Below are 20,080 nucleotides of genomic sequence, written 5' to 3' on the forward strand. Positions count from 1 at the left end.
TTAACTTGACTAGATGACGTACAAATCGACGTACTCATTGACCGGCATGGCTTCGAGCCGCGCCTGATCCAGCGACACGTCGAGGATCGCCAGTTGTTGCTTGACCGGGAAGCGGCGCGCGAGGTTGGTCTTGAACTTCTCGACCAGCAACGGAATTCCGTCTTCGCGACGACGCTTATGACCGATCGGGTATTCGACTACGACTTCGTCGAACTGCGATCCGTCGTTGAATTCGATCGTCAGTGCATTGGCGATCGAACGCTTCTCGGGATCGTGGTAATCCTTCGTGAACTGCGCGTCTTCGACGCATTGCATCTTGGCGCGCAGCACATCGATACGCGCGTCTTGCGCGATCGAATCTTCGTAATCGGCAGCCGTCAGGCGGCCGAAGATCAGCGGCACCGCGATCATGTACTGAATGCAATGATCGCGGTCGGCCGGATTATTGAGCGGACCTTTTTTATCGATGATGCGAATCGCGGCTTCGTGCGTGCGGATCGTGATCTTGCGGATGTCGTCCACATGCTTGCCGTGCGCGACGAGCTGCGCCTGCAACGTCATGGCCGCTTCCACGGCGGTCTGCGCGTGGAACTCGGCCGGAAATGAGATCTTGAAGAGCACGTTCTCCATCACATAGGAGCCGTACGGGCGCTGGAATTTGAACGCGTTGCCCTTGAAGAGCACATCGTAAAAGCCCCACGTCTTCGCCGTCAGCACCGACGGATAGCCCATCTCGCCAGTTTTCGAAATGAGCGCGAGACGTACGGCGCGCGAGGTCGCGTCGCCGGCGGCCCACGATTTGCGCGAGCCGGTGTTCGGCGCATGGCGGTACGTGCGCAGCGCTTGCCCGTCGACGAGCGCCTGCGAGACCGCGTTGATGAGCTCGTCGCGCGTGAGGCCGATCAGCTGACCGACGACCGCCGTGGACGCGAGCTTCACCAGCAATACATGATCGAGCCCGACCTTGTTGAAGGAGTTTTCGAGCGCGATACAGCCTTGAATTTCGTGCGCCTTGATCATCGCGATCAACACGTCTTTCATCGTCAGCGGCGCTTTGCCCGCTGCGATGGCCGTACGCGAGAGCCAATCGGCTGTCGCGAGAATTCCGCCGAGGTTATCCGATGGATGACCCCATTCGGCGGCAAGCCAGGTGTCGTTGAAGTCGAGCCAGCGGATCATCGCGCCGATGTTGAACGCGGCCTGAACCGGGTCGAGCTGGAACGGCGTGCCCGGCACCTTGGCGCCGTTGGGGACGATCGTGCCCGGCACGATGGGTCCCAACAGCTTGGTGCAGGCAGGGTAGGTGAGCGCCTCGAGTCCGCAGCCGAGCGTATCGATCAGGCAATGACGCGCGGTTTCCAGCGCGAGCGCGCTGTCGATCGGATAGTCCAGAACGTAGTCGACGATATCGACCAGGACTTTGTCCGGGTCGGGTCGCACGTTGGAAATCGGAGCGGACATCGAGAGCTCTTCCTGATGACGACAGTTAGTTCGTCTTGTTGATCGCGTTCGATTGCGTCGGAGCCGGCGCGCCTTGCACCATGGCTGCCGTCTTGCATTCGTCGGCGAGACGCGAGCTGTCCTTGTCCGAGAACAGCATGGCCTTCGTCGGGATCACGACGAGATCCATGCCGGTGGCGGCGTCGTGGAAACGATCCGCACCCGTGGTCGTGGACTGACGCGGCAGATTGTAGTTCTTGTTCGCCCAGTGAACCGTGACGATCTGGTCACGCTTCATGTCGCCTTTCAGATCGAACGACAGGCCTTCGTTGCACGACCATTTTTCCGCGCCTTCCGGGACCGGATCGAGCTTCGCTTCCTTCACCGGGTTTGCCTTGCGCTTGATCAGACGGCGCGGCTGCGGCTTCTTGGCCACGGCCTTGGCGGCGGGCTTTGTGGTGGTCGCCGTTTGCGCGGCGGCGTCAGTCGCGACGGTCAGCATCGTCGTGGACAGGGCGCCAATCACGGCGGCGATCATCAACTTGTTCATGGAGAACCTTTCTATCTAATTTCAGTTAAACGGTACGCGGTCTACCGGTCCTGGCGGCCGCGGGGTTGAACTGCAGCGCCTTCAAAGCGCACAGCGACCGCTATTTTCGCTTATTTAGCGGCACGTACTTCAAATTCTCAGGTCCCGTGTAATTCGCGCTCGGACGGATGATCTTGTTGTCGATCCGCTGCTCGATGATGTGCGCACTCCAGCCTGCAGTGCGTGCGATCACGAAGAGCGGTGTGAACATGGCCGTCGGCACGCCCATCATGTGGTACGAAACCGCGCTGAACCAGTCGAGATTCGGAAACATCTTTTTCACTTCAGCCATAACTGTTTCAAGACGCTCGGCGATATTGAAGAGCTTGTTGTTGCCCGCTTCTTTGGACAGCTTCTTCGCGACTTCCTTGATGACCTTGTTGCGCGGGTCCGAGATCGTATAGACCGGATGACCGAAGCCGATCACCACTTCCTTGTTCTCGACGCGCCTGCGGATGTCGGCTTCCGCTTCGTCCGGCGTCTGATAGCGCGACTGGATTTCGAACGCCACTTCATTGGCGCCACCGTGTTTCGGGCCACGCAGCGCGCCGATTGCGCCGGTAATTGCCGAGTAAATGTCCGAACCCGTGCCCGCGATCACGCGGCCGGTGAACGTCGACGCGTTGAACTCGTGTTCGGCATACAGATTGAGCGACACATGCATCGCCTCGACCCACGACTTCGGCGGCTCCACGCCATGCAGCAGATGCAGGAAGTGGCCGCCGATCGAATCGTCGTCGGTTTCGACTTCGATGCGCTTGCCGTTGTGCGAATAGTGATACCAGTAGAGCAGCATCGAGCCGAGCGACGCCATCAGCTTGTCGGCGATGTCGCGCGCGCCCGGCAGGTTGTGATCGTCCTTTTCCGGCAGCACCGTGCCGAGCACCGACACGCCGGTGCGCATCACGTCCATCGGATGCGCGGCCGCCGGAATCCATTCGAGCGCGGCCTTGACGTTCGCGGGCAGGCCGCGCAACGCCTTCAACTTCGTCTTGTAGGCGGTAAGTTCGGCTTGCGTCGGCAGCTTTTCATGCACGAGCAGATAGGCGATTTCTTCGAATTCGCAATTGCCCGCGATGTCGAGAATGTCGTAGCCGCGGTAATGCAGATCGTTGCCGGTCTTGCCGACCGTGCACAGCGCCGTATTGCCCGCAGTCACGCCGGACAGCGCGACGGATTTTTTCGGTTTGAAGCCGCCTTGTACGCCGGCGGTTTGCGTTGTCTCGCTCATCTGCCGCTGTCTCCTGTTTGCGTGCTCATTGCTTCACGTCCCCGAAAAGCGGCGCGGCATCTTGCGGGATCGCGCGGCCGGTGGATCGCGCGCGACGCAGCACCGACCAGTAATAGCGGTAGCTCGCGCGGTCGTGCAAGGTGTCGCGATGGCGCGTGGGTCCCCATTGAGCGGACTGCGCGGCCAGCAGAATTTCGGCGGCGGTGGCGATTTCCTCGTCGCGCGGCGCGAACGCGCCCACGATGGCCTCAATCTGCGCGGGATGAATGCTCCACATGCGCGTGTAGCCGAATTCGTTGCGAGCCCGCGCGGCGTCGCTCGCGACCACGCTCATGTCGCGCACTTCGGTGCTGACGTTGTGCGACGGCACCTTGCCGTGCGCATGGCAAGCCGCTGAAATCTCCAGCTTCGCGCGCCGCACGAGCGGATGATCGAACTGGCCGGGCGAGCGCATGGCCGTGTCGGGAATCGCGCCGTTGTGCGCGGAGACGAAATCCATCAGGCCGAAGCTCAATGCCTCGACGCCCGGCAATGCGGCAAGATCGAACACACGCGTGAGCGCGCCATGCGTTTCGACGAGCAGTTGCACCGGGATGGCTTTTGCGATGCCAAGCTCACGCCGCGTGGCTTCGATGAACGCGACCATTTCGGCTGCGTCCAGCACATTGCGGATTTTCGGCAGCGTGATGAAAGCAGGCGCTCGCTTCGCCGCGCGCAGAATCAGGCGCACGTCGTCACGCCAGTACGGGTGATCGTAGCCGTGAATCCGCACGCCGACGCGTCCGAAGCGGTCATGCTCGCTGCCGATGAGCGACGCGACCAACTCCGCATGCTCCGCTTCGCGGCCGACTTGCGCGCCGTCTTCGCAGTCGAGTGTGATGTCGAACACGGGACCCAGTTGCTGCTGCAACGCGAGCGATTTCAGCATCAGCTTTTCGCTGCCGGCGTAGTGATCGCAGGCAGGCAGCACAGCGGGCGGCACTTCGCCGTCAAACAGCACTTCGGCGGGTGTGAGGGCGCGCATCTTCGGCGTCAGGGGCGTGGGTTTTGTTGAGGAAAAACCGATTCGGGCGCGCTCTGTCCGGTCGTACAGGCAGACAGGCAAAACGCGCTCGGATCAGGTGCGAATCGACTGGTCTGCTCGATTCGCACGAAAAAAACCGGAACCCGCCGCGGTGACGCTACGGAGTTCCGGTTGGTCTGCATCAGGTGCTTAGCCGAGCAGATGCTGAACGCCTTCGCGTTCTTCCAGCAGTTCCTGCAGCGTGCCGTCCATCTTTTCGCGCGAGAACGCGTCGATTTCCAGGCCTTCCACGCGCTTGTATTCGCCGTTTTCGCAGATCACCGGAACGCCGTAGACGATGTCTTCGGGAATGCCGTACGAGCCGTCCGACGGAATACCCATGGTGACCCACTTGCCGTTCGTGCCGAGCACCCAGTCACGCACGTGGTCGATTGCAGCGTTAGCCGCCGACGCCGCCGACGACAAACCGCGTGCCTCGATGATCGCCGCGCCGCGCTTGCCGACGGTCGGGATAAACGTGTTGCGGTTCCATTCGTCGTCGTTGATCAGCTTGGTCAGGTTTTGACCTTCTGCGGTCGCGAAGCGGAAGTCCGGGTACATGGTCGGCGAGTGGTTGCCCCACACAGCCAGCTTTTCGATCGAAGCGACCGGCTTGCCCGACTTCGCGGCCAGTTGCGACAGCGCGCGGTTGTGGTCCAGACGCAGCATGGCGGTGAAGTTCTTCTTCGGCAGGTCCGGTGCCGACTTCATCGCGATGTAGGCGTTCGTGTTGGCCGGGTTGCCGACCACCAGCACCTTCACGTCGCGGCTGGCGACTTCGTTCAGCGCCTTGCCTTGAACCGTGAAGATCTCGGCGTTTGCCGACAGCAGGTCTTTACGCTCCATGCCCTTCGAACGCGGACGCGCGCCGACCAGCAGGGCGACGTCGGCGTCTTTGAATGCGACCTTCGGGTCGTCCGTGATCACGACGCCCGACAGCAGCGGGAATGCGCAATCATCCAGTTCCATCACGACGCCTTTGACGGCGCCTTGCGCTTGCGGCAGGTCGAGCAGTTGCAGGATCACCGGCTGATCCTTGCCGAGCAGATCACCATTGGCGATGCGGAACAGCAGGGAGTAAGCAATTTGACCTGCGGCGCCGGTGACGGCAACGCGCTTTGCGGGCTTAGCCATTGAGAAATCTCCAGGACGATGCGTTAGACGCTAGGGAAAACGCCATTCTATATGCGCGTTCAGCGAAGCGTTGTTAAACACGGCGGAATTCGCTGTTCGCGGGAGGCTCGCTGCCGGCCCGTTAATTGCGGGCCGAAAGCGGCGCTGCGGCAAGACCGCCATGCCGGAAACCGGTACTGCTGAGCTCTCTTGAGCCGGCGCTTCGCCCTTCTTCCGCCGACATATCAAACGGGGAAGCGGCCGTTTCTTCAGAGCGGGAGCGGTCATTGAGGCGCCGGGGCAGCCGCTGCACGGTGCGGGCTCCTGCAAACAGCGCGTTTCGGCAAGCGTCGGACCAACGAACGGCGGCGAATCGAAACCCTGGACTGCGTGGGAACAGCATGGTGCAGAGTGGCTCCGGTGCGTGGCGGCGCTGCCAAACCGGATGCAGCGCAGGGCCGTCAAAACGCCCGCAAACCCTTGCTCGACAAGGAGTGTAGGAGTCGGCAGAGGCAAAGTCAACATTATCTTATGTCTTATATAAGACACATCTATTGCCGGGGAAACGCTGGACGCGAGCCAGCGCTTTATGATGAAATGCGCGCATGAATTCGAACCCGGCCAACACCACGAATCCCGGCGGCCAGGCGGCCGCGGGCGAAGGTGCATCCGCGGCCGTCCCCGCTGCGTCACCCACTTTCAGCCCGCTGTACCAGCAGATCAAAGGGCTGATCACGCAGAGTCTCGAAAGCGGTGAATGGAAGCCCGGCGAGATCATTCCTAGTGAAGTCGAATTAGCGGCCAGATACAAGGTCAGCCAGGGCACGGTGCGTAAAGCGATCGACGAACTCGCCGCCGAGAACCTGCTCGTGCGCCGCCAGGGCAAGGGCACGTTCGTTGCGACGCACAACGAAGATCGCGCGCAGTTTCGCTTTTTGCGGTTACTTGCCGATGACGGCGCCGAACATCCCCACGTTAGCCGCCTGCTCGAGTGCCGGCGCTTGCGTGCATCGGCGGACATCGCGCGGCAACTTGACCTGAAGCCCGCCGATCCCGTTGTGCTCATCAAGCGTCTGTTGCAGTTCGACGGCGAAGTGACCGTGCTCGATGAAATCTGGCTGCCAGGCGCCGTGTTTCGCGGGCTGACGCTGGAGCGGCTGTCGGAGTACAAGGGTCCTCTTTACGCGATGTTCGAGACGGAGTTCGGCACGCGCATGATCCGCGCCACGGAGAAAATCCGCGCGGTCGCCGCGGAGCCGTCGGTGGCCGATCTGCTGCAGGTGCCGCCCGGTTTTCCGCTGCTGTCCGTCGAGCGCGTGTCCTACACCTATGGGGATCGGCCGGTGGAAGTCCGGCGAGGTTGGTATGTCACAACCGGGTACTACTATCAGAACGATCTTAGCTAAATCGGGCTGGACCGAGCTGGATTGAAGGCGCGGCGTCCCACACGCGCGCCGTTTGACGGCGCCTTTATTGCGCGCGCTGCAATGGACCTGTCGGGGTTTTCGCTGCAGCGCGAAATGAAAAGGCGCTAAAATTGCGGATTGGTGTGAACTACATAGCAGGGGGTCTAGCATGGCTGAAGCGGTAAAAAAACCGAGGCCGGAGTTCCGGAACATCGGTATCGGGCAGATATTGACGGCGTATCGCCTGCCTCTTGCGGGGCGCGTGTCGATTCTGCATCGGCTGAGCGGCGGCCTGCTGTTCGTCGCGTTGCCGTTCCTGCTGTACCTCTTCGACCAGAGCCTGACTTCCGAGCTGAGCTTCGAGGTCTTCAAGGGCTTTCTCTCCAACCTCATCGTCAAGCTCATCACGCTGGTGCTCGCGTGGGCCTACCTGTTCCATTTCTGCGCCGGCGTTCGCCACCTGCTGATGGACACCAACCATGAAGCCGTCACCAAAGAGAAAGGCAAGCAGACCTCGATCGTGGTGTTCGTGGTGTCGTCGCTGCTGACCATCGTGTTCGCGCTCAAACTCTTCGGAGCATTCTAAACATGGCAGCCAATAACCGAATCGGCTCGAAGCGTCTGGTCGTGGGCGCCCACTACGGTCTGCGCGACTGGCTCGCGCAGCGCATCACCGCCTGCGTGATGGCGCTCTACACGGTGATCCTGCTCGCCTGGTTCTTCGGCGCGCGCGACTTCTCCTATGAAGGCTGGGCGTCGATCTTCGCCACGCAATGGATGAAGCTCGCCACCTTCGTCACGCTGCTCTCGCTCTTCTATCACGCGTGGGTCGGCATCCGCGACATCTGGATGGACTATGTGAAGCCCGTGGGCGTGCGTCTGCTGCTGCAGGCGCTGACGATCGTCTGGCTGCTCGCGTGTGCGGGCTACGCCGCGCAGATTCTCTGGAGAGTGTAAAAGCATGGCTGCAATCAAGAATGCCCTGCCGCGTCGCAAGTTCGACGTGGTTATCGTCGGCGCGGGCGGCTCGGGAATGCGCGCGTCGCTGCAACTGGCGCGCGCGGGTCTGTCGGTGTGCGTGCTCTCGAAAGTGTTCCCCACGCGCTCGCATACGGTCGCCGCGCAAGGCGGCATCGGCGCGTCGCTCGGCAACATGAGCGAGGACAACTGGCACTACCACTTCTACGACACGATCAAGGGCTCCGACTGGCTCGGCGACCAGGACGCGATCGAGTTCATGTGCCGCGAAGCGCCGAACGCCGTGTACGAACTCGAACACTTCGGCATGCCGTTCGACCGTAACGCCGACGGCACGATCTACCAGCGCCCGTTCGGCGGCCACACCGCAAACTATGGCGAGAAGCCCGTGCAGCGCGCGTGCGCGGCGGCTGACCGCACCGGTCACGCGCTGCTGCATACGCTGTATCAGCAGAACGTTGCGGCGAAGACGCAGTTCTTCGTCGAATGGATGGCGCTCGATCTGATCCGCGACGCCGACGGCGACGTGCTCGGCGTGACCGCGCTCGAAATGGAAACGGGCGACGTCTATATCCTCGAAGGCAAGACGACGCTGTTCGCCACGGGCGGCGCAGGCCGCATCTTCGCGGCATCGACGAATGCGTTCATCAATACCGGCGACGGTCTGGGCATGGCGGCGCGCTCGGGCATCGCGCTGCAGGACATGGAGTTCTGGCAGTTCCACCCGACGGGCGTGGCGGGCGCGGGCGTGCTGATCACCGAAGGCGTGCGCGGCGAAGGCGGCATTCTGCGTAACTCGGACGGCGAGCGCTTCATGGAGCGTTACGCGCCGACGCTGAAGGATCTCGCGCCGCGCGACTTCGTTTCGCGCTCGATGGACCAGGAAATCAAGGAAGGCCGCGGCGTCGGTCCGAACAAGGACCACGTGCTGCTGGACCTGTCGCACATCGGCGCCGAGACGATCATGAAGCGTCTGCCGTCGATCCGCGAGATCGCGCTGAAGTTCGCCAACGTCGATTGTATTAAGGAGCCGATTCCGGTCGTGCCGACCATTCACTACCAGATGGGCGGCATTCCGACGAACATCCACGGTCAGGTGGTCGGTACGGCGCGCGGTCACGAGGAGCCGGTCAACGGTTTCTACGCGGTCGGCGAATGCTCGTGCGTGTCGGTGCACGGCGCGAACCGCCTGGGCACGAACTCGCTGCTCGATCTGGTGGTGTTTGGCCGCGCGGCGGGCAATCACATCGTGAAGCACGTGAAGGAAATCAAGGACCACAAGCCGCTGCCGGCCGATGCGGCGGACTTCGCGCTGTCGCGTCTGGCGAAGCTGGAAAGCTCGTCGTCGGGCGAGTATGCGCAGTCGGTGGCGAACGACATCCGCGGCACGATGCAGAAGCATGCGGGCGTGTTCCGCACGTCGGCGCTGCTCTCCGAAGGCGTCGAGGCGATCCGCGAAGTGGCCGCACGTGTGGAGAATATCCACCTGAAGGACAAGTCGAAGGTGTTCAACACCGCGCGCGTCGAGGCGCTGGAAGTGGCGAACCTGATCGAAGTCGCGCGCGCGACGATGGTCTCGGCCGAGGCACGCAAGGAAAGCCGCGGCGCGCATGCGCAGAACGACTTCGAGCATCGCGACGACGAAAACTGGCTGCGCCATACGTTGTGGTTCAGCGAGGGCGACCGCCTCGACTACAAGCCGGTGCACATGCAGCCGCTGACGGTTGAATCGGTGCCGCCCAAGGCGCGGACCTTCTAAGGCACACGCACAAGTCAAAGGACCCACAATATGGCCAAGCGTACATTTGAAATCTACCGCTACGATCCGGACAGGGACGCGGCGCCGCGCATGCAGACGTATGAGATCGAGATCGACTCGCATGAGCGCATGCTGCTCGACGCGCTGGTGAAACTGAAGGCGCTCGACGAAACGCTGTCGTTCCGCCGTTCGTGCCGCGAAGGCGTGTGCGGCTCGGACGCGATGAACATCAACGGCAAGAACGGTCTGGCGTGTCTGACGAACCTGAACGATCTGCCGCAGAAGATCGTGCTGCGTCCGCTGCCGGGACTGCCGGTGGTGCGCGACCTGATCTGCGACTTCACGCAGTTCTTCAACCAGTATCACTCGATCAAGCCGTACCTGATCAACGACACGCCGCCGCCGGAGAAGGAGCGTCTGCAGTCGCCGGAAGAGCGCGACGAGCTCGACGGTCTGTATGAGTGCATTCTGTGCGCGAGCTGCTCGACGTCGTGCCCGAGCTTCTGGTGGAATCCGGACAAGTTCGTGGGTCCGGCGGGTCTGTTGCAGGCTTATCGTTTTATCGCGGATAGCCGTGATGAGGCGACCGGCGAGCGTTTGGATAACCTCGAAGATCCGTACCGTCTGTTCCGTTGCCACACGATCATGAACTGCGTCGACGTCTGCCCGAAGGGACTGAACCCGACGAAGGCGATTGGCAAGATCAAGGAATTGATGGTTCGCCGTACTGTCTAGAGTGAAGTGAATAACCCACGCTTCGTGTCGTTGGCTGCCCGAAAGAGCGGTCGGAGCGCCGCGGAGCGACCCGGCAAGTATTGACATGAACGATGCATCGCATCAGTCCGATCCTCTCCGCCGCGCGCGTCTTCGCTGGCGCGCGCGGCGGGGCCTGCTGGAAAACGATCTGATCTTTGAACGTTTTTTCAGCCGATATGAGCATGACCTCAGCGATGCCGATGTGGGCGCACTTACGCGCCTGCTCGAGCTGAGCGATAACGACCTGATGGACTTGCTTCTCGCGCGCAAGGAACCTGAAGGCGAGCTTGCCGACCCCGATGTGATTCGGGTCCTGGAGCTGCTGCGCAACGCTTGAGCGCCGCGAGTGCGTTGTTCCAGGCGTGCAATTATCGAAACCCTGTTTACATACTTCGATTGAGGATGTGCTATGACCCCGTCAGATGTTAAAGCCACGCTATCGTTCAGCGACAATTCGCCGAGCGTTGAAATGCCGATTTACAAGGGCACTCTCGGCCCGGACGTGATCGACATCCGCAAGCTGTACGGCCAGACCGGCAAGTTCACGTACGACCCGGGCTTCATGTCGACGGCGGCGTGCAACTCGGCGATCACCTACATCGACGGCGATAAGGGCGAACTGCTGTACCGCGGCTACGCGATCGACAACCTCGCGCAAAACGCCGACTTCCTCGAAACGTGCTATCTGCTGCTGAAGGGCGAACTGCCCAACACGGAGCAGAAGGCCGAGTTCGTGAAGACCGTCACGAATCACACGATGGTGCATGAGCAAATGCACTTCTTCTTCCGTGGTTTCCGTCGCGACGCGCACCCGATGGCCATTCTGGTTGCCGCAGTCGGCGCGCTGTCGGCGTTCTATCACGACTCGCTGGACATCAACAATCCGCGTCACCGTGAAGTGTCGGCCATTCGCATGATCGCGAAGCTGCCGACGCTGGTCGCGATGGCGTACAAGTACAGCATCGGCCAGCCGTTCGCGTATCCGCGCAACAACCTGTCGTACAGCGCGAACTTCATGCATATGATGTTCTCGAACCCGTGCGAGGAGTACGAGGTCAACGACGTGCTGGTGCGCGCGCTCGACCGTATCCTGATTCTGCACGCGGATCACGAGCAGAATGCGTCGACGTCGACCGTGCGTCTCGCCGGTTCGTCGGGCGCGAATCCGTTCGCGTGTATCGCAGCGGGCATCGCCTGCTTGTGGGGCCCGGCGCACGGCGGCGCGAACGAAGCGGCGCTGAACATGCTGGAAGAAATCGGCTCCGTCGACAACATTCCTGAGTTCATCAAGCAGGTGAAGGACAAGAACTCGGGCGTGAAGCTGATGGGCTTCGGTCACCGCGTCTACAAGAACTACGATCCGCGCGCGAAGCTGATGCGCGAAACCTGCCACGAAGTGCTGAACGAACTGGGCCTGCACGACGACCCGCTGTTCAAGCTCGCCATGGCACTGGAAAAGATCGCGCTGGAAGACGAATACTTCGTGTCGCGCAAGCTGTACCCGAACGTCGACTTCTACTCGGGCATCGTGCAGCGCGCGCTGGGCATCCCGACGTCGATGTTCACGTGTATCTTCGCGATGGCGCGTACGGTCGGCTGGATTGCGCAGTGGAACGAAATGATCGCCGATCCTGAGCAGAAGATTGGCCGTCCGCGTCAGTTGTTCATCGGCGATACGCCGCGTGAGGCGAAGCCGATCGGGCAACGCTGAGCGGGTTGAGTCTGCCTGGCCTGCTACGGGCTTGAGTGGGCTTCAACGCTTGAGATAGAAAACGCCTCAACGGGCACACCGTTGGGGCGTTTCTGTTTTCGACGCGTATTGCGACGCGTATTGCGACGCGTGTTGCGTGCGGCGAGCCGTTCGTCGTGGAAGCTCATTCGCGCCGCTGCCGCCTTCCCGACCTTTCGAGCGAAGGCGGACGCATTTGCAAATTGTGCGGCGTCGCGGCTGCGTCTTTCGCGGTCCGGCCATGCGTCTCGAAGAAGCGTCGATACGCGCTCGGCGTCATGCCGCGCGCCGACAGAAACTGTCGATTGAAATTGGCCAGATTCGCAAAGCCGGCCTTCGCTGCGATCAGCGCGATGGGCCATGTCGTGTCCGTCAGTTGACGCGTGGCATAGCCGATCCGCAGACGGTTCAGATAGCGCCCGACGCTTTCGCCGAGATGCCGCACGAAGTAGCGGTGCAACGAGCGCTCGGACAGGTTCGCTACCTCGCACAGTTCGGTGATCCGCAGCGGCTCGTGAAAGCGCCGGTCGAGCAGATCGAGGACGCGGTTCAGCCGCTCGGCTTCGGACGCGCTTGCGCCCGGCGTGACGGTAACGCCTCCGACGGGGCGACGCGTTCTTGATTCTGCTTCACCTCCCGCTCCCGCCTCGACGGAATCGGCCGGTCGGCCCGCCCCGGTAAATCGCACGGCGCTATACGTTGACGCACCGCCTCGCTTCGTTGCACTTCGATACGCCGCTGGCGACGCCAACGGCTCCGAAGCGCCTTCCGCAAGCCGCGCGAGCACGTCGAGCACAGCGCCAAGCCGCACGCGCGGCGACGGGTCCAGCAACGCCTCCATTCGTTCGCGCATCGACGCAGCGGCCTCGCTCGGAAAGCGCAGCCCCGGCGCGGCGCGCCGCAGCAGCGTGCGCAGCGACGCGAACTCCGGGCAGCAGTCCGCGATTCGCCGCGCCCAGTCGCCGCTGAACCACACGACGATCGCCACCTGAGGCGCGCTTGCGTCGATCGGTGCCGTCGACGCCCACGTATGCGGCATGTCGGGCGGCACGAGCACGAGATCGTCGCCGCTGTAGTCCGCGATGTGATCGCCGATAAAACGGCGGCCGCGGCTATTCATCGTCAGCGTGAGTTCGTATTCCGGGTGGTGGTGCCACTCGAACGGTATCTGCGCGAGCTGCCGATGGTAGACGCGGATCGAGCAGCCGTCCGGAATGGTGACGCGTTCGTATTGAGGTTTCACGATAGGCAGCCTGGCCGCACTGGGGAGCCGGAAACGGCGGCGAATGTCTGGATTGTATCGGTATGTGGCCGTAAAGCATGCTTGGCGATGGCCGAACATCCTTAATCTGCAGGAAGGCCGAAGCACACAGATCATCTCAAGGAGACAACCCATGCCGCTCGTCATCGACAATCTTCCCGAGGCTATTCGCAGCACCAAGCGCACGTTGCGCGCCGCGCTGCCGAACCACAAGCAAGTGTTCGAGCAGGTGGAAGGCGCGATCCGCCAGCAGATCGACGCGATTCACCGCGACCGCGCGCAGGGGCGCGATGCGATTCCGCGTGTTCGATTATTCGTCGATTGTGTCCGGCGCTGTCGATCAGGCGACGATCGCCAGCATCAAAACGCGCGGCGCATGCGTCGTGCGCGGCGTTTTCGACCGGCAGCAAGCAAGCGACTGGAACGACGAAATCGCCGAATACGTGCAGCGCAACGACCTCGACGCCAAGCTGGCGCATCGCGCGGAAGACAAGTATTTCGGCAACCTCGCGTCGAGCAAGCCGCAGATTTACGGCGTCTACTGGTCGAAGCCGCAAACGGCCGCGCGCCAGTCGCAACAGCTAACGAATACGCGCGTGTTCCTCAACCGCCTGTGGACGTCGGAGAGCGAAGGCCGGCGGCACTTCGATCCCGAGCGCGTGCCGGTGTACGCGGATCGGATTCGTCGCCGGCCGCCGGGTTCCGAGTCGCTCGGTTTGTCGCCGCACGTGGATGGCGGCTCGGTCGAGCGCTGGCTCGACACGAATTTTCAGCAGGTTTATCGGCATGTGCTGTCGGGCAACTGGCGCGCGTATGACCCGTTCGACGCCGCGTATCGGCCGGACGTGCAGGAAATTCCGTCGCCGGCCGTGTGTTCGATGTTTCGCACTTTCCAGGGCTGGACTGCGCTAACGCCGCAAGGCCCCGGCGACGGCACATTGCAATTGATCCCGATCGCCAACGCGATGGCTTACGTGATTCTGCGAGCATTGCAGGACGACGTTCCCGACGACGAACTATGCGGCGCTCAACCCGCCCGCGCGCTGTCGATCAAGCCCGAATGGCACGGCCTGCTGCTCGAAGCAGTCACGCCGATTCCGCACATGCAGCCGGGCGACGCGGTGTTCTGGCACAGCGACGTCGTGCATTCCGTCGAAGACGCGCATCGCGGCAGCGGCTACAGCAACGTGATGTACATCGCTTCGGCGCCGTGGTGCGCGAAAAACGAGGCCTACCTGAAGCGTCAGTTGCCGAGCTTCTTGCGCGGCGAAAGCCCGCCCGACTTTCCCGCCGACCACTTCGAAACGGACTTCGCCGGCCGCGCGCAGGAAAGCGATTTGACGACGCTTGGCCGCGCGCAACTCGGCTTCGATCTTTCGCGCTAAAGCATCGGATGCCCGCCGGCGGCGACTCGGTTTATTCGCTTGCAGACCAGAGCCGACTCCGGCGGGCGCGCCGCGTTTCGTCATGACGCGCGGCGCGTCACTGCCAGGTGCTCATGCCCGGCGCCGCACGATTCCATAAATGACCAGCAGCACGATCGCCCCAATCACCGACGCCACCCAGCCTGCCGGCTGCCCCGGCTGATACCAGCCCAGCGCACGTCCGACGTAGCCCGCAATCAGCGAGCCGGCAACGCCGAGGATGATGGTCATGATGAGACCCATGCGGTCGTCGCCTGGCTTCAGCGCGCGCGCAATCAATCCGACGACCAGCCCTACGATCACTGTACCAATGAAGGAAAACATGCTGACCTCCCAAAGAGTGTGAGTACTTCAGTCTTCTTTACTACGAGCTGCCGCTTTCCCGGCGACGCTTTTCGGAGCATACGCGAGACGCGGGATAGGGCCAAAAAAGGCGCATTGGTTTGTGCATCGCGTGCGCCGTCGCAACAATCGCGCCCAGGTCCAGGCGCCACTACGACGTCCGGGAATGTCCCGCACTTTTGCCGTTGAGCACTGCGTTGGATTGTCGGTGATGCTGATGCGGGTATCGATTGTCGGCTCGACCTGGCCGCGCGATAGGCGAATTGCGTTCGAGCCCGACGGCGTGGAAATCATCGCGGAACCAGGAGCCGCCGCCGCAACGTCGGACGAAGCACTTAGCGCTGCTGTCCCTCAGCGCGCCAACTCGTCCGTCTCGTCCGCAGCGTAAATGATCTGCGTGCCGTTATCGCCGAGCCACTTTGCGAAGTCGTCCGTCAAGCCCCCGTCGGTGACAAGGTAGTCGATTCGGTCCATCGCCCCGAACGCCGCGAACTCGCGTTTTCCGAACTTGCCGGAATCGGCGAGAAGGTAGACGGTCTTTGCCGCATCGATCATCGCCCGCTTAACGTGCAGGTCGATGAAGTCGGGGTACGAAATACCGGATTCTTTCGACACACCACCGGCAGCCAGAAACAGCTTGTCGACGAACATGCCCTGGAAAAAGGCCGACGCCTTTTCTCCTGAGACCGCAATGGTTTCCGGCTTAAATTCGCCGCCCGTCAGCATGATCCGGTTGGTAGGCTCCGCGCCGAGAATGATCGCGATGTTGAGCGCATTCGTCACGATCCGCAGGTTCTGACGATCAAGAAGATTTTTCGCGAGTTCGGTCGTCGTCGCACCGCAATCCAGAATGATGGAGTCGCCGTTCTTGACGAGGCTCGCCGCCATCCGTCCGATCAGCGCTTTTTCCGGACTTGTCGGAAGGATGTTGGCCCGATCGACAAAATGCCGCTTCGGACCCGCCTCCGACGTGACCAGGCGGACGTTGCCGTGAACGCGTTCAACGCGTCCCTGCTTCTGCAGCTCATCAATGTCTTTTCGAATAGTTGGCATCGAAACGCCAAACTCGCTGGAAAGCTCGGAAAGCTTTACCAGCCTGGCGGCCTGCACTTTCTCAAAGATCTTCTCTGTTCTTGTCCGTTGGTCCATTTGCTCATCCCGCGAAGCGTCGGTGCGGCTTCACAACACCCGTCGATATTGTGCCCTAAACGGCAGCAGTATGGCCCGGCCAGGGGTTTTCCCGCTTTCCATCTATTTCTCTTTGACTTTCGAAAGAAAGTAACAGAAACTGAATCTCAAGCAAACGGGAAGTTCGGGAGTTGGGAATGGAAAACCCCTACAAGCAGTCTGGCGACGCCCTACATCGGCGGGCGCAGGAAATCCGTAAAAAAATCTGCGTGATGAATTCCGCTGCAAAGAGCGGCCACACGGGCGGCGACATGTCCGAGGCCGATGTGCTCGCGGCGCTGTACTTCCATGTGCTCCGCTACCAAGTTCAGTCGGACGGCACCGTCAAATGGCACGACGAATTCATCCTCAGCAAAGGACACGGCGTAGGCGGCCTCTATTCCTGTTTTGCCGAACTCGGCTGGCTGGCTGACGAAGAACTTCTCACGTATCTCAAGGACGGTTCGCGTCTGCCGGGACATCCGGTCAGGCAAAAGCTGCCGTCGCTGGTGACAGTCAACACGGGCGGGCTCGGACACGGCTTCCCGATCGCGGCAGGGCTCGCGATGGCTAAGCGGCGTCATGCCGCTAACACGCAAGGCTCAGTCGGCCGCGTTTTCGTTCTCACAGGCGACGGCGAACTGGAAGAGGGTTCGAACTGGGAAGCCGCAATGGCGGCGGCGCATTTCGAACTGGCCAATCTCGTGGTGATCGTCGACCGCAACCGGCTGCAACTGGCGGACTTCACCCACAACATCATGGACATGGACCCGCTCGACGAAAAATTCCGGGCCTTCGGCTTCGAAGTGCACGACGTCAACGGTAATCAGGCCGACGCCATCTGGAAACTGATCGAAAGTCTGGACTACGAAAACGGGAAGCCGAAAGTCCTCATCGCTCATACGATCAAGGGCCGCGGCGTGTCGTTCATGGAGAACGTGCCGGCATGGCATCACAAGGTCCCGGACGAAACGCAACTGAAGCAGGCCTTGGAGGAACTGGACCATGCGTGAGTACGCCGATTTGCGGGACGGTGCGGTCAGCGCGCTCGGACGGTTGACGGCCGAAGGCCGCGACATTGTCGTGATGGTCGCGGACTCGACGTCCACGTCGAAGATCAGCCCGTTTCTCGAGACGTACCCCGAACGGGTCATCAATGTCGGCATCGCGGAACAGAACATGGTCGGTATGGCCGCGGGCCTGGCCCTGGGCGGCCATGTCGTCTTCACGGCCAACGCTGCACCGTTCCTCGTGGCTCGCGCTAACGAGCAGGTGAAGAACGACGTCTGCTATAGCGCGACAAACGTGAAGATGCTGGGCTTGAACGCCGGTGTCGCCTACGGCCCGCTGGCGTCGACGCACCATGCCATCGACGACATTTCGATCATGAGCGGATTCGGCAACGTGCAGATTCTTGCGCCGTGCGACGGGATCGAAGTCGTGCAGATGATCGAATACGCCGCGGCCGTCGAAGGTCCCGTGTATATCCGGCTCGATAACGCGAAGTTTCCGATCGTTCACGAGGCGAGCTACCGTTTCGAGCCTGGTCGCCCGGACGTGGTGATCGAGGGCAGCCGCGTCGCGGTGATTGCGTTGGGCTCCGTGGTCGGCGAGGCGCTCGAAGCCTGCGAGTCGCTGAAGGCAGAGCATGGCATTGCGCCGACGCTCGTCAACCTCTCTTCGATCAGGCCGCTCGATGCCGATGCGCTCGCAAAAATCATTGCGGCTCATGACTCGATTGTCACCGTTGAGGAACATTCGCTTCATGGCGGCATCGGCGCGCTTACCGCTGTGCTGATGGCTCGGCGTCAGCTCTCGAAACCGCTGACCATGCTCGGCATCACCGAAGGCGAATTCGCAAACTACGGTACGCGCAAAGGCATCCGGCGCCATTACGGAATCGACGCGGCAGGTATCGCCGACGCAATTCGCGCCCAGTGCGCGCATTGAACGTATAGCAAAGACCTCAAGGAGACACTGGAATGGCAATTCAGTACGACATGTCGCTGCGTCATGGCGTCGACTTCGACTTCCGGCTCGACGGCAAGGTCGCCGTCGTCACGGGTGGTCTGGGCGGTATCGCGATGGCGACGAACGCAGCGCTTATCGCGAAGGGTGCCCGCGTTGCGATCTTCTATCCGAGCTTCGAAGAGCCGCGCGTGCAGGCGGCGATCGAAGAACTCGGAGCCGCTAACGCCCGGGCGTTTCCATGCGACGTCGCTAACGAGGCCGACGTCGAAAAGGCAATGAAGGCTGCGCTCAGCCACTTCGGCGATCTTCATCTGCTCGTCAATGCGGCCGGCTGCATCACGCTGACGGCAGCCGAAGACATCGCTGTCGACGAATGGCAGCAGCAGATCGGCGTGAACCTCACGGGTCCGTTCCTGTGCGCGAAGCATTTCGCGCGGCATGTTCTCGCGAGCGGCCACGGAGGCAAGATCGTCAATATTGCTTCGCAGGCTGCAACCGTGGCGATCGACAAGCATTGTGCGTACACGTCTGCCAAGGCCGGGCTGATCGGTATGACGAAAGTGCTGGCCAAAGAATGGGCGTTGCGCGGAATAACGGTGAATACCGTTTCGCCGACCGTTGTGCTGACGCCGATGGGCGCAGCCGCCTGGGAGGGCGAAAAGGGCGAAGCGATGAAGAAGCTAATACCCGTCGGACGCTTTGCGTACACGGATGAGATTGCCGCGGCCATTCTGTTTCTGCTCTCGAATGGAGCGGACATGATCACCGGCGCTGACATCATGATCGATGGGGGATACACCATCTGCTGATGCAGTTCGAGCGCAGCCGGTCCGAGGCTGCAACACGTTAAGAAAGAGATCAATCTGGAGACAAAAAATGCTGAAGAAGATCGCACTTGTTGCTGCCGTCGCTGCTTCGTTCGCAGCGGTTCATTCCGTCGATGCACTCGCCGCTTCTAAAGGAACCATCGCCATTCTGGTGAACGCGCTCGACAATCCGTATTACGCCGCCGAAGCCAGGGGCGCCGACACCGAGGCGAAGAAGCTTGGCTACGACACCATCGTGCTGTCGCACGGCGAGGATGTGAACAAGCAGAATGAACTGGTCAATCTGGTGATCGGCAAAGGCGTGAAGGGCATCATTCTCGACAATGCGGATTCGAACAGTAGCGTCGCCACGGTTCGCACCGCGCAGGAAAAGAAGGTGCCGGTCGTGCTGATCAACCGCGAGATCCCGAAGGATGGCATTGCCATCGCACAACTGAGCCACAACAATCTGCAGGCGGGTACTGAAGTCGCGCAGAAGTTCGTGGAAGCGATCGGCGAAAAGGGCGAATATGTGGAGCTCACCTGCAATCAGGCAGACAAGAATTGTGTGACCCGTTCGCAGGCTTTCCACCAGGTGCTTGACCAGTATCCGGATCTCAAGATGGTTGCGCGTCAGGATGCCAAGGGCGCGCTGCTGCCCGGCAAGCAGGCAATGGACTCGATCCTGCAGGAACATCCGAACATCAAGGGCGTGATCTGCGGCAATGGGCCCGTGGCCCTCGGCGCGATTGCGTCGCTCGAATCCGCCGGCAAGAAAGACGTTGTCGTGATGGGTATCGACGGCAGTAATGACGAGCGCGATTCGCTCATGCAAGGCAAGTTGAAGGCGAGCGTCATGTTGCAAGCGCAGGGCCTCGCGATTCACGGCGTCGACCTGCTCAACAAGTACATCACGACGGGCAAGACCGGCGAACCGGAGCGCCAGCTCACGCGCGGCATCCTGATTACGAAGGACAACGCGTCGCACGTCAAAGACTTCTACTACAACAAGTAAGCGCGCCAGCTTTTCAAGTAGGCGGGTGCG

General features: G+C 61.5%; 20 protein-coding genes. 12 read left to right on the plus strand and 8 right to left on the minus strand.

What is annotated here, in order from left to right:
- Positions 1-9: 9 nt before the first annotated feature.
- The 5 genes from ABIE53_RS23140 to ABIE53_RS23160 all read right to left on the minus strand — a co-directional run bounded on the left by ABIE53_RS23140 (position 10) and on the right by ABIE53_RS23160 (position 5,457).
- Positions 10-1,461 (minus strand): bifunctional 2-methylcitrate dehydratase/aconitate hydratase, encoded by a 1,452-nt coding sequence (locus tag ABIE53_RS23140; protein WP_192699482.1) that lies wholly within the window; start codon positions 1,459-1,461, stop codon positions 10-12.
- 25 nt (positions 1,462-1,486) lie between these two features.
- Positions 1,487-1,990, minus strand: coding sequence for a hypothetical protein (locus ABIE53_RS23145; protein WP_192699481.1), 504 nt, complete (start codon positions 1,988-1,990; stop codon positions 1,487-1,489).
- A gap of 100 nt (positions 1,991-2,090) precedes the next feature.
- Positions 2,091-3,260 carry a bifunctional 2-methylcitrate synthase/citrate synthase gene (gene prpC, locus ABIE53_RS23150; protein ID WP_192699480.1) on the minus strand — a complete coding sequence of 390 codons (1,170 nt, stop codon included), beginning with the start codon at positions 3,258-3,260 and terminating at the stop codon, positions 2,091-2,093.
- A gap of 25 nt (positions 3,261-3,285) precedes the next feature.
- Positions 3,286-4,284: an HpcH/HpaI aldolase/citrate lyase family protein gene (locus ABIE53_RS23155; RefSeq protein ID WP_192699479.1), complete on the minus strand. Its 999-nt coding sequence runs from the start codon at positions 4,282-4,284 to the stop codon at positions 3,286-3,288.
- Between the two features lie 189 nt (positions 4,285-4,473).
- Positions 4,474-5,457, minus strand: coding sequence for a malate dehydrogenase (locus tag ABIE53_RS23160; protein WP_006047555.1), 984 nt, complete (start codon positions 5,455-5,457; stop codon positions 4,474-4,476).
- 584 nt (positions 5,458-6,041) lie between these two features.
- Here ABIE53_RS23160 and ABIE53_RS23165 point away from each other — a divergent pair.
- The 7 genes from ABIE53_RS23165 to gltA all read left to right on the plus strand — a co-directional run bounded on the left by ABIE53_RS23165 (position 6,042) and on the right by gltA (position 12,046).
- Complete coding sequence (locus ABIE53_RS23165) at positions 6,042-6,842, plus strand: GntR family transcriptional regulator (RefSeq protein WP_006047556.1); 801 nt, start codon at positions 6,042-6,044, stop codon at positions 6,840-6,842.
- Positions 6,843-7,011: 169 nt separating this feature from the next.
- Positions 7,012-7,428: a succinate dehydrogenase, cytochrome b556 subunit gene (gene sdhC, locus ABIE53_RS23170; protein WP_006047557.1), complete on the plus strand. Its 417-nt coding sequence runs from the start codon at positions 7,012-7,014 to the stop codon at positions 7,426-7,428.
- A gap of 2 nt (positions 7,429-7,430) precedes the next feature.
- Positions 7,431-7,799, plus strand: coding sequence for a succinate dehydrogenase, hydrophobic membrane anchor protein (sdhD, locus tag ABIE53_RS23175; protein ID WP_006047558.1), 369 nt, complete (start codon positions 7,431-7,433; stop codon positions 7,797-7,799).
- Between the two features lie 4 nt (positions 7,800-7,803).
- A complete protein-coding gene (gene sdhA, locus ABIE53_RS23180; RefSeq protein WP_006047559.1) occupies positions 7,804-9,579 on the plus strand; it encodes a succinate dehydrogenase flavoprotein subunit in 1,776 nt (591 codons plus the stop codon).
- A gap of 30 nt (positions 9,580-9,609) precedes the next feature.
- Entirely contained in the window at positions 9,610-10,314 is a 705-nt protein-coding gene (locus tag ABIE53_RS23185; protein WP_006047560.1) for a succinate dehydrogenase iron-sulfur subunit, read from the plus strand.
- 85 nt (positions 10,315-10,399) lie between these two features.
- On the plus strand, positions 10,400-10,672 hold the full coding sequence (locus tag ABIE53_RS23190) for an FAD assembly factor SdhE (protein WP_006047561.1): 273 nt from the start codon (positions 10,400-10,402) through the stop codon (positions 10,670-10,672).
- 72 nt (positions 10,673-10,744) lie between these two features.
- Positions 10,745-12,046, plus strand: coding sequence for a citrate synthase (gltA, locus tag ABIE53_RS23195; RefSeq protein WP_006047562.1), 1,302 nt, complete (start codon positions 10,745-10,747; stop codon positions 12,044-12,046).
- Between the two features lie 163 nt (positions 12,047-12,209).
- Here gltA and ABIE53_RS23200 read toward each other — a convergent pair whose 3' ends face one another.
- Entirely contained in the window at positions 12,210-13,307 is a 1,098-nt protein-coding gene (locus tag ABIE53_RS23200; protein ID WP_192700483.1) for an AraC family transcriptional regulator, read from the minus strand.
- Between the two features lie 77 nt (positions 13,308-13,384).
- Between ABIE53_RS23200 and ABIE53_RS23205 the strand changes: the two genes are divergently transcribed.
- The gene (locus tag ABIE53_RS23205; protein WP_376916122.1) at positions 13,385-14,710 is read left to right on the plus strand and encodes a DUF1479 domain-containing protein; all 1,326 of its coding nucleotides are present in this window, start codon (positions 13,385-13,387) and stop codon (positions 14,708-14,710) included.
- A gap of 111 nt (positions 14,711-14,821) precedes the next feature.
- On the opposite strand, the gene ABIE53_RS23210 is transcribed toward ABIE53_RS23205, so the two are convergent.
- Both ABIE53_RS23210 and ABIE53_RS23215 read right to left on the minus strand, forming a co-directional pair.
- A complete protein-coding gene (locus ABIE53_RS23210) occupies positions 14,822-15,073 on the minus strand; it encodes a GlsB/YeaQ/YmgE family stress response membrane protein (RefSeq protein ID WP_006047565.1) in 252 nt (83 codons plus the stop codon).
- Positions 15,074-15,442: 369 nt separating this feature from the next.
- Entirely contained in the window at positions 15,443-16,240 is a 798-nt protein-coding gene (locus ABIE53_RS23215) for a DeoR/GlpR family DNA-binding transcription regulator (RefSeq protein WP_114157910.1), read from the minus strand.
- Between the two features lie 176 nt (positions 16,241-16,416).
- On the opposite strand from ABIE53_RS23215, the gene ABIE53_RS23220 reads away from it, so the two are divergent.
- From ABIE53_RS23220 to ABIE53_RS23235, 4 genes are all read left to right on the plus strand, one after another.
- Positions 16,417-17,271, plus strand: a complete 855-nt coding sequence (locus ABIE53_RS23220) for a transketolase (RefSeq protein ID WP_114157911.1) — start codon at positions 16,417-16,419, stop codon at positions 17,269-17,271.
- Positions 17,264-18,208: a transketolase family protein gene (locus ABIE53_RS23225; RefSeq protein ID WP_029971834.1), complete on the plus strand. Its 945-nt coding sequence runs from the start codon at positions 17,264-17,266 to the stop codon at positions 18,206-18,208. Before ABIE53_RS23220 ends, ABIE53_RS23225 begins: the two co-directional genes overlap by 8 nt.
- 32 nt (positions 18,209-18,240) lie before the next feature.
- Positions 18,241-19,038 carry a GolD/DthD family dehydrogenase gene (locus tag ABIE53_RS23230; protein WP_192700481.1) on the plus strand — a complete coding sequence of 266 codons (798 nt, stop codon included), beginning with the start codon at positions 18,241-18,243 and terminating at the stop codon, positions 19,036-19,038.
- A 67-nt stretch (positions 19,039-19,105) separates the two neighbouring features.
- Entirely contained in the window at positions 19,106-20,050 is a 945-nt protein-coding gene (locus ABIE53_RS23235) for a D-ribose ABC transporter substrate-binding protein (RefSeq protein WP_006047570.1), read from the plus strand.
- Positions 20,051-20,080: the final 30 nt, after the last annotated feature.

The sequence above is a fragment of the Paraburkholderia sp. OAS925 genome, assembly GCF_040543975.1.
In the GTDB taxonomy this organism is placed as follows: domain Bacteria; phylum Pseudomonadota; class Gammaproteobacteria; order Burkholderiales; family Burkholderiaceae; genus Paraburkholderia; species Paraburkholderia graminis.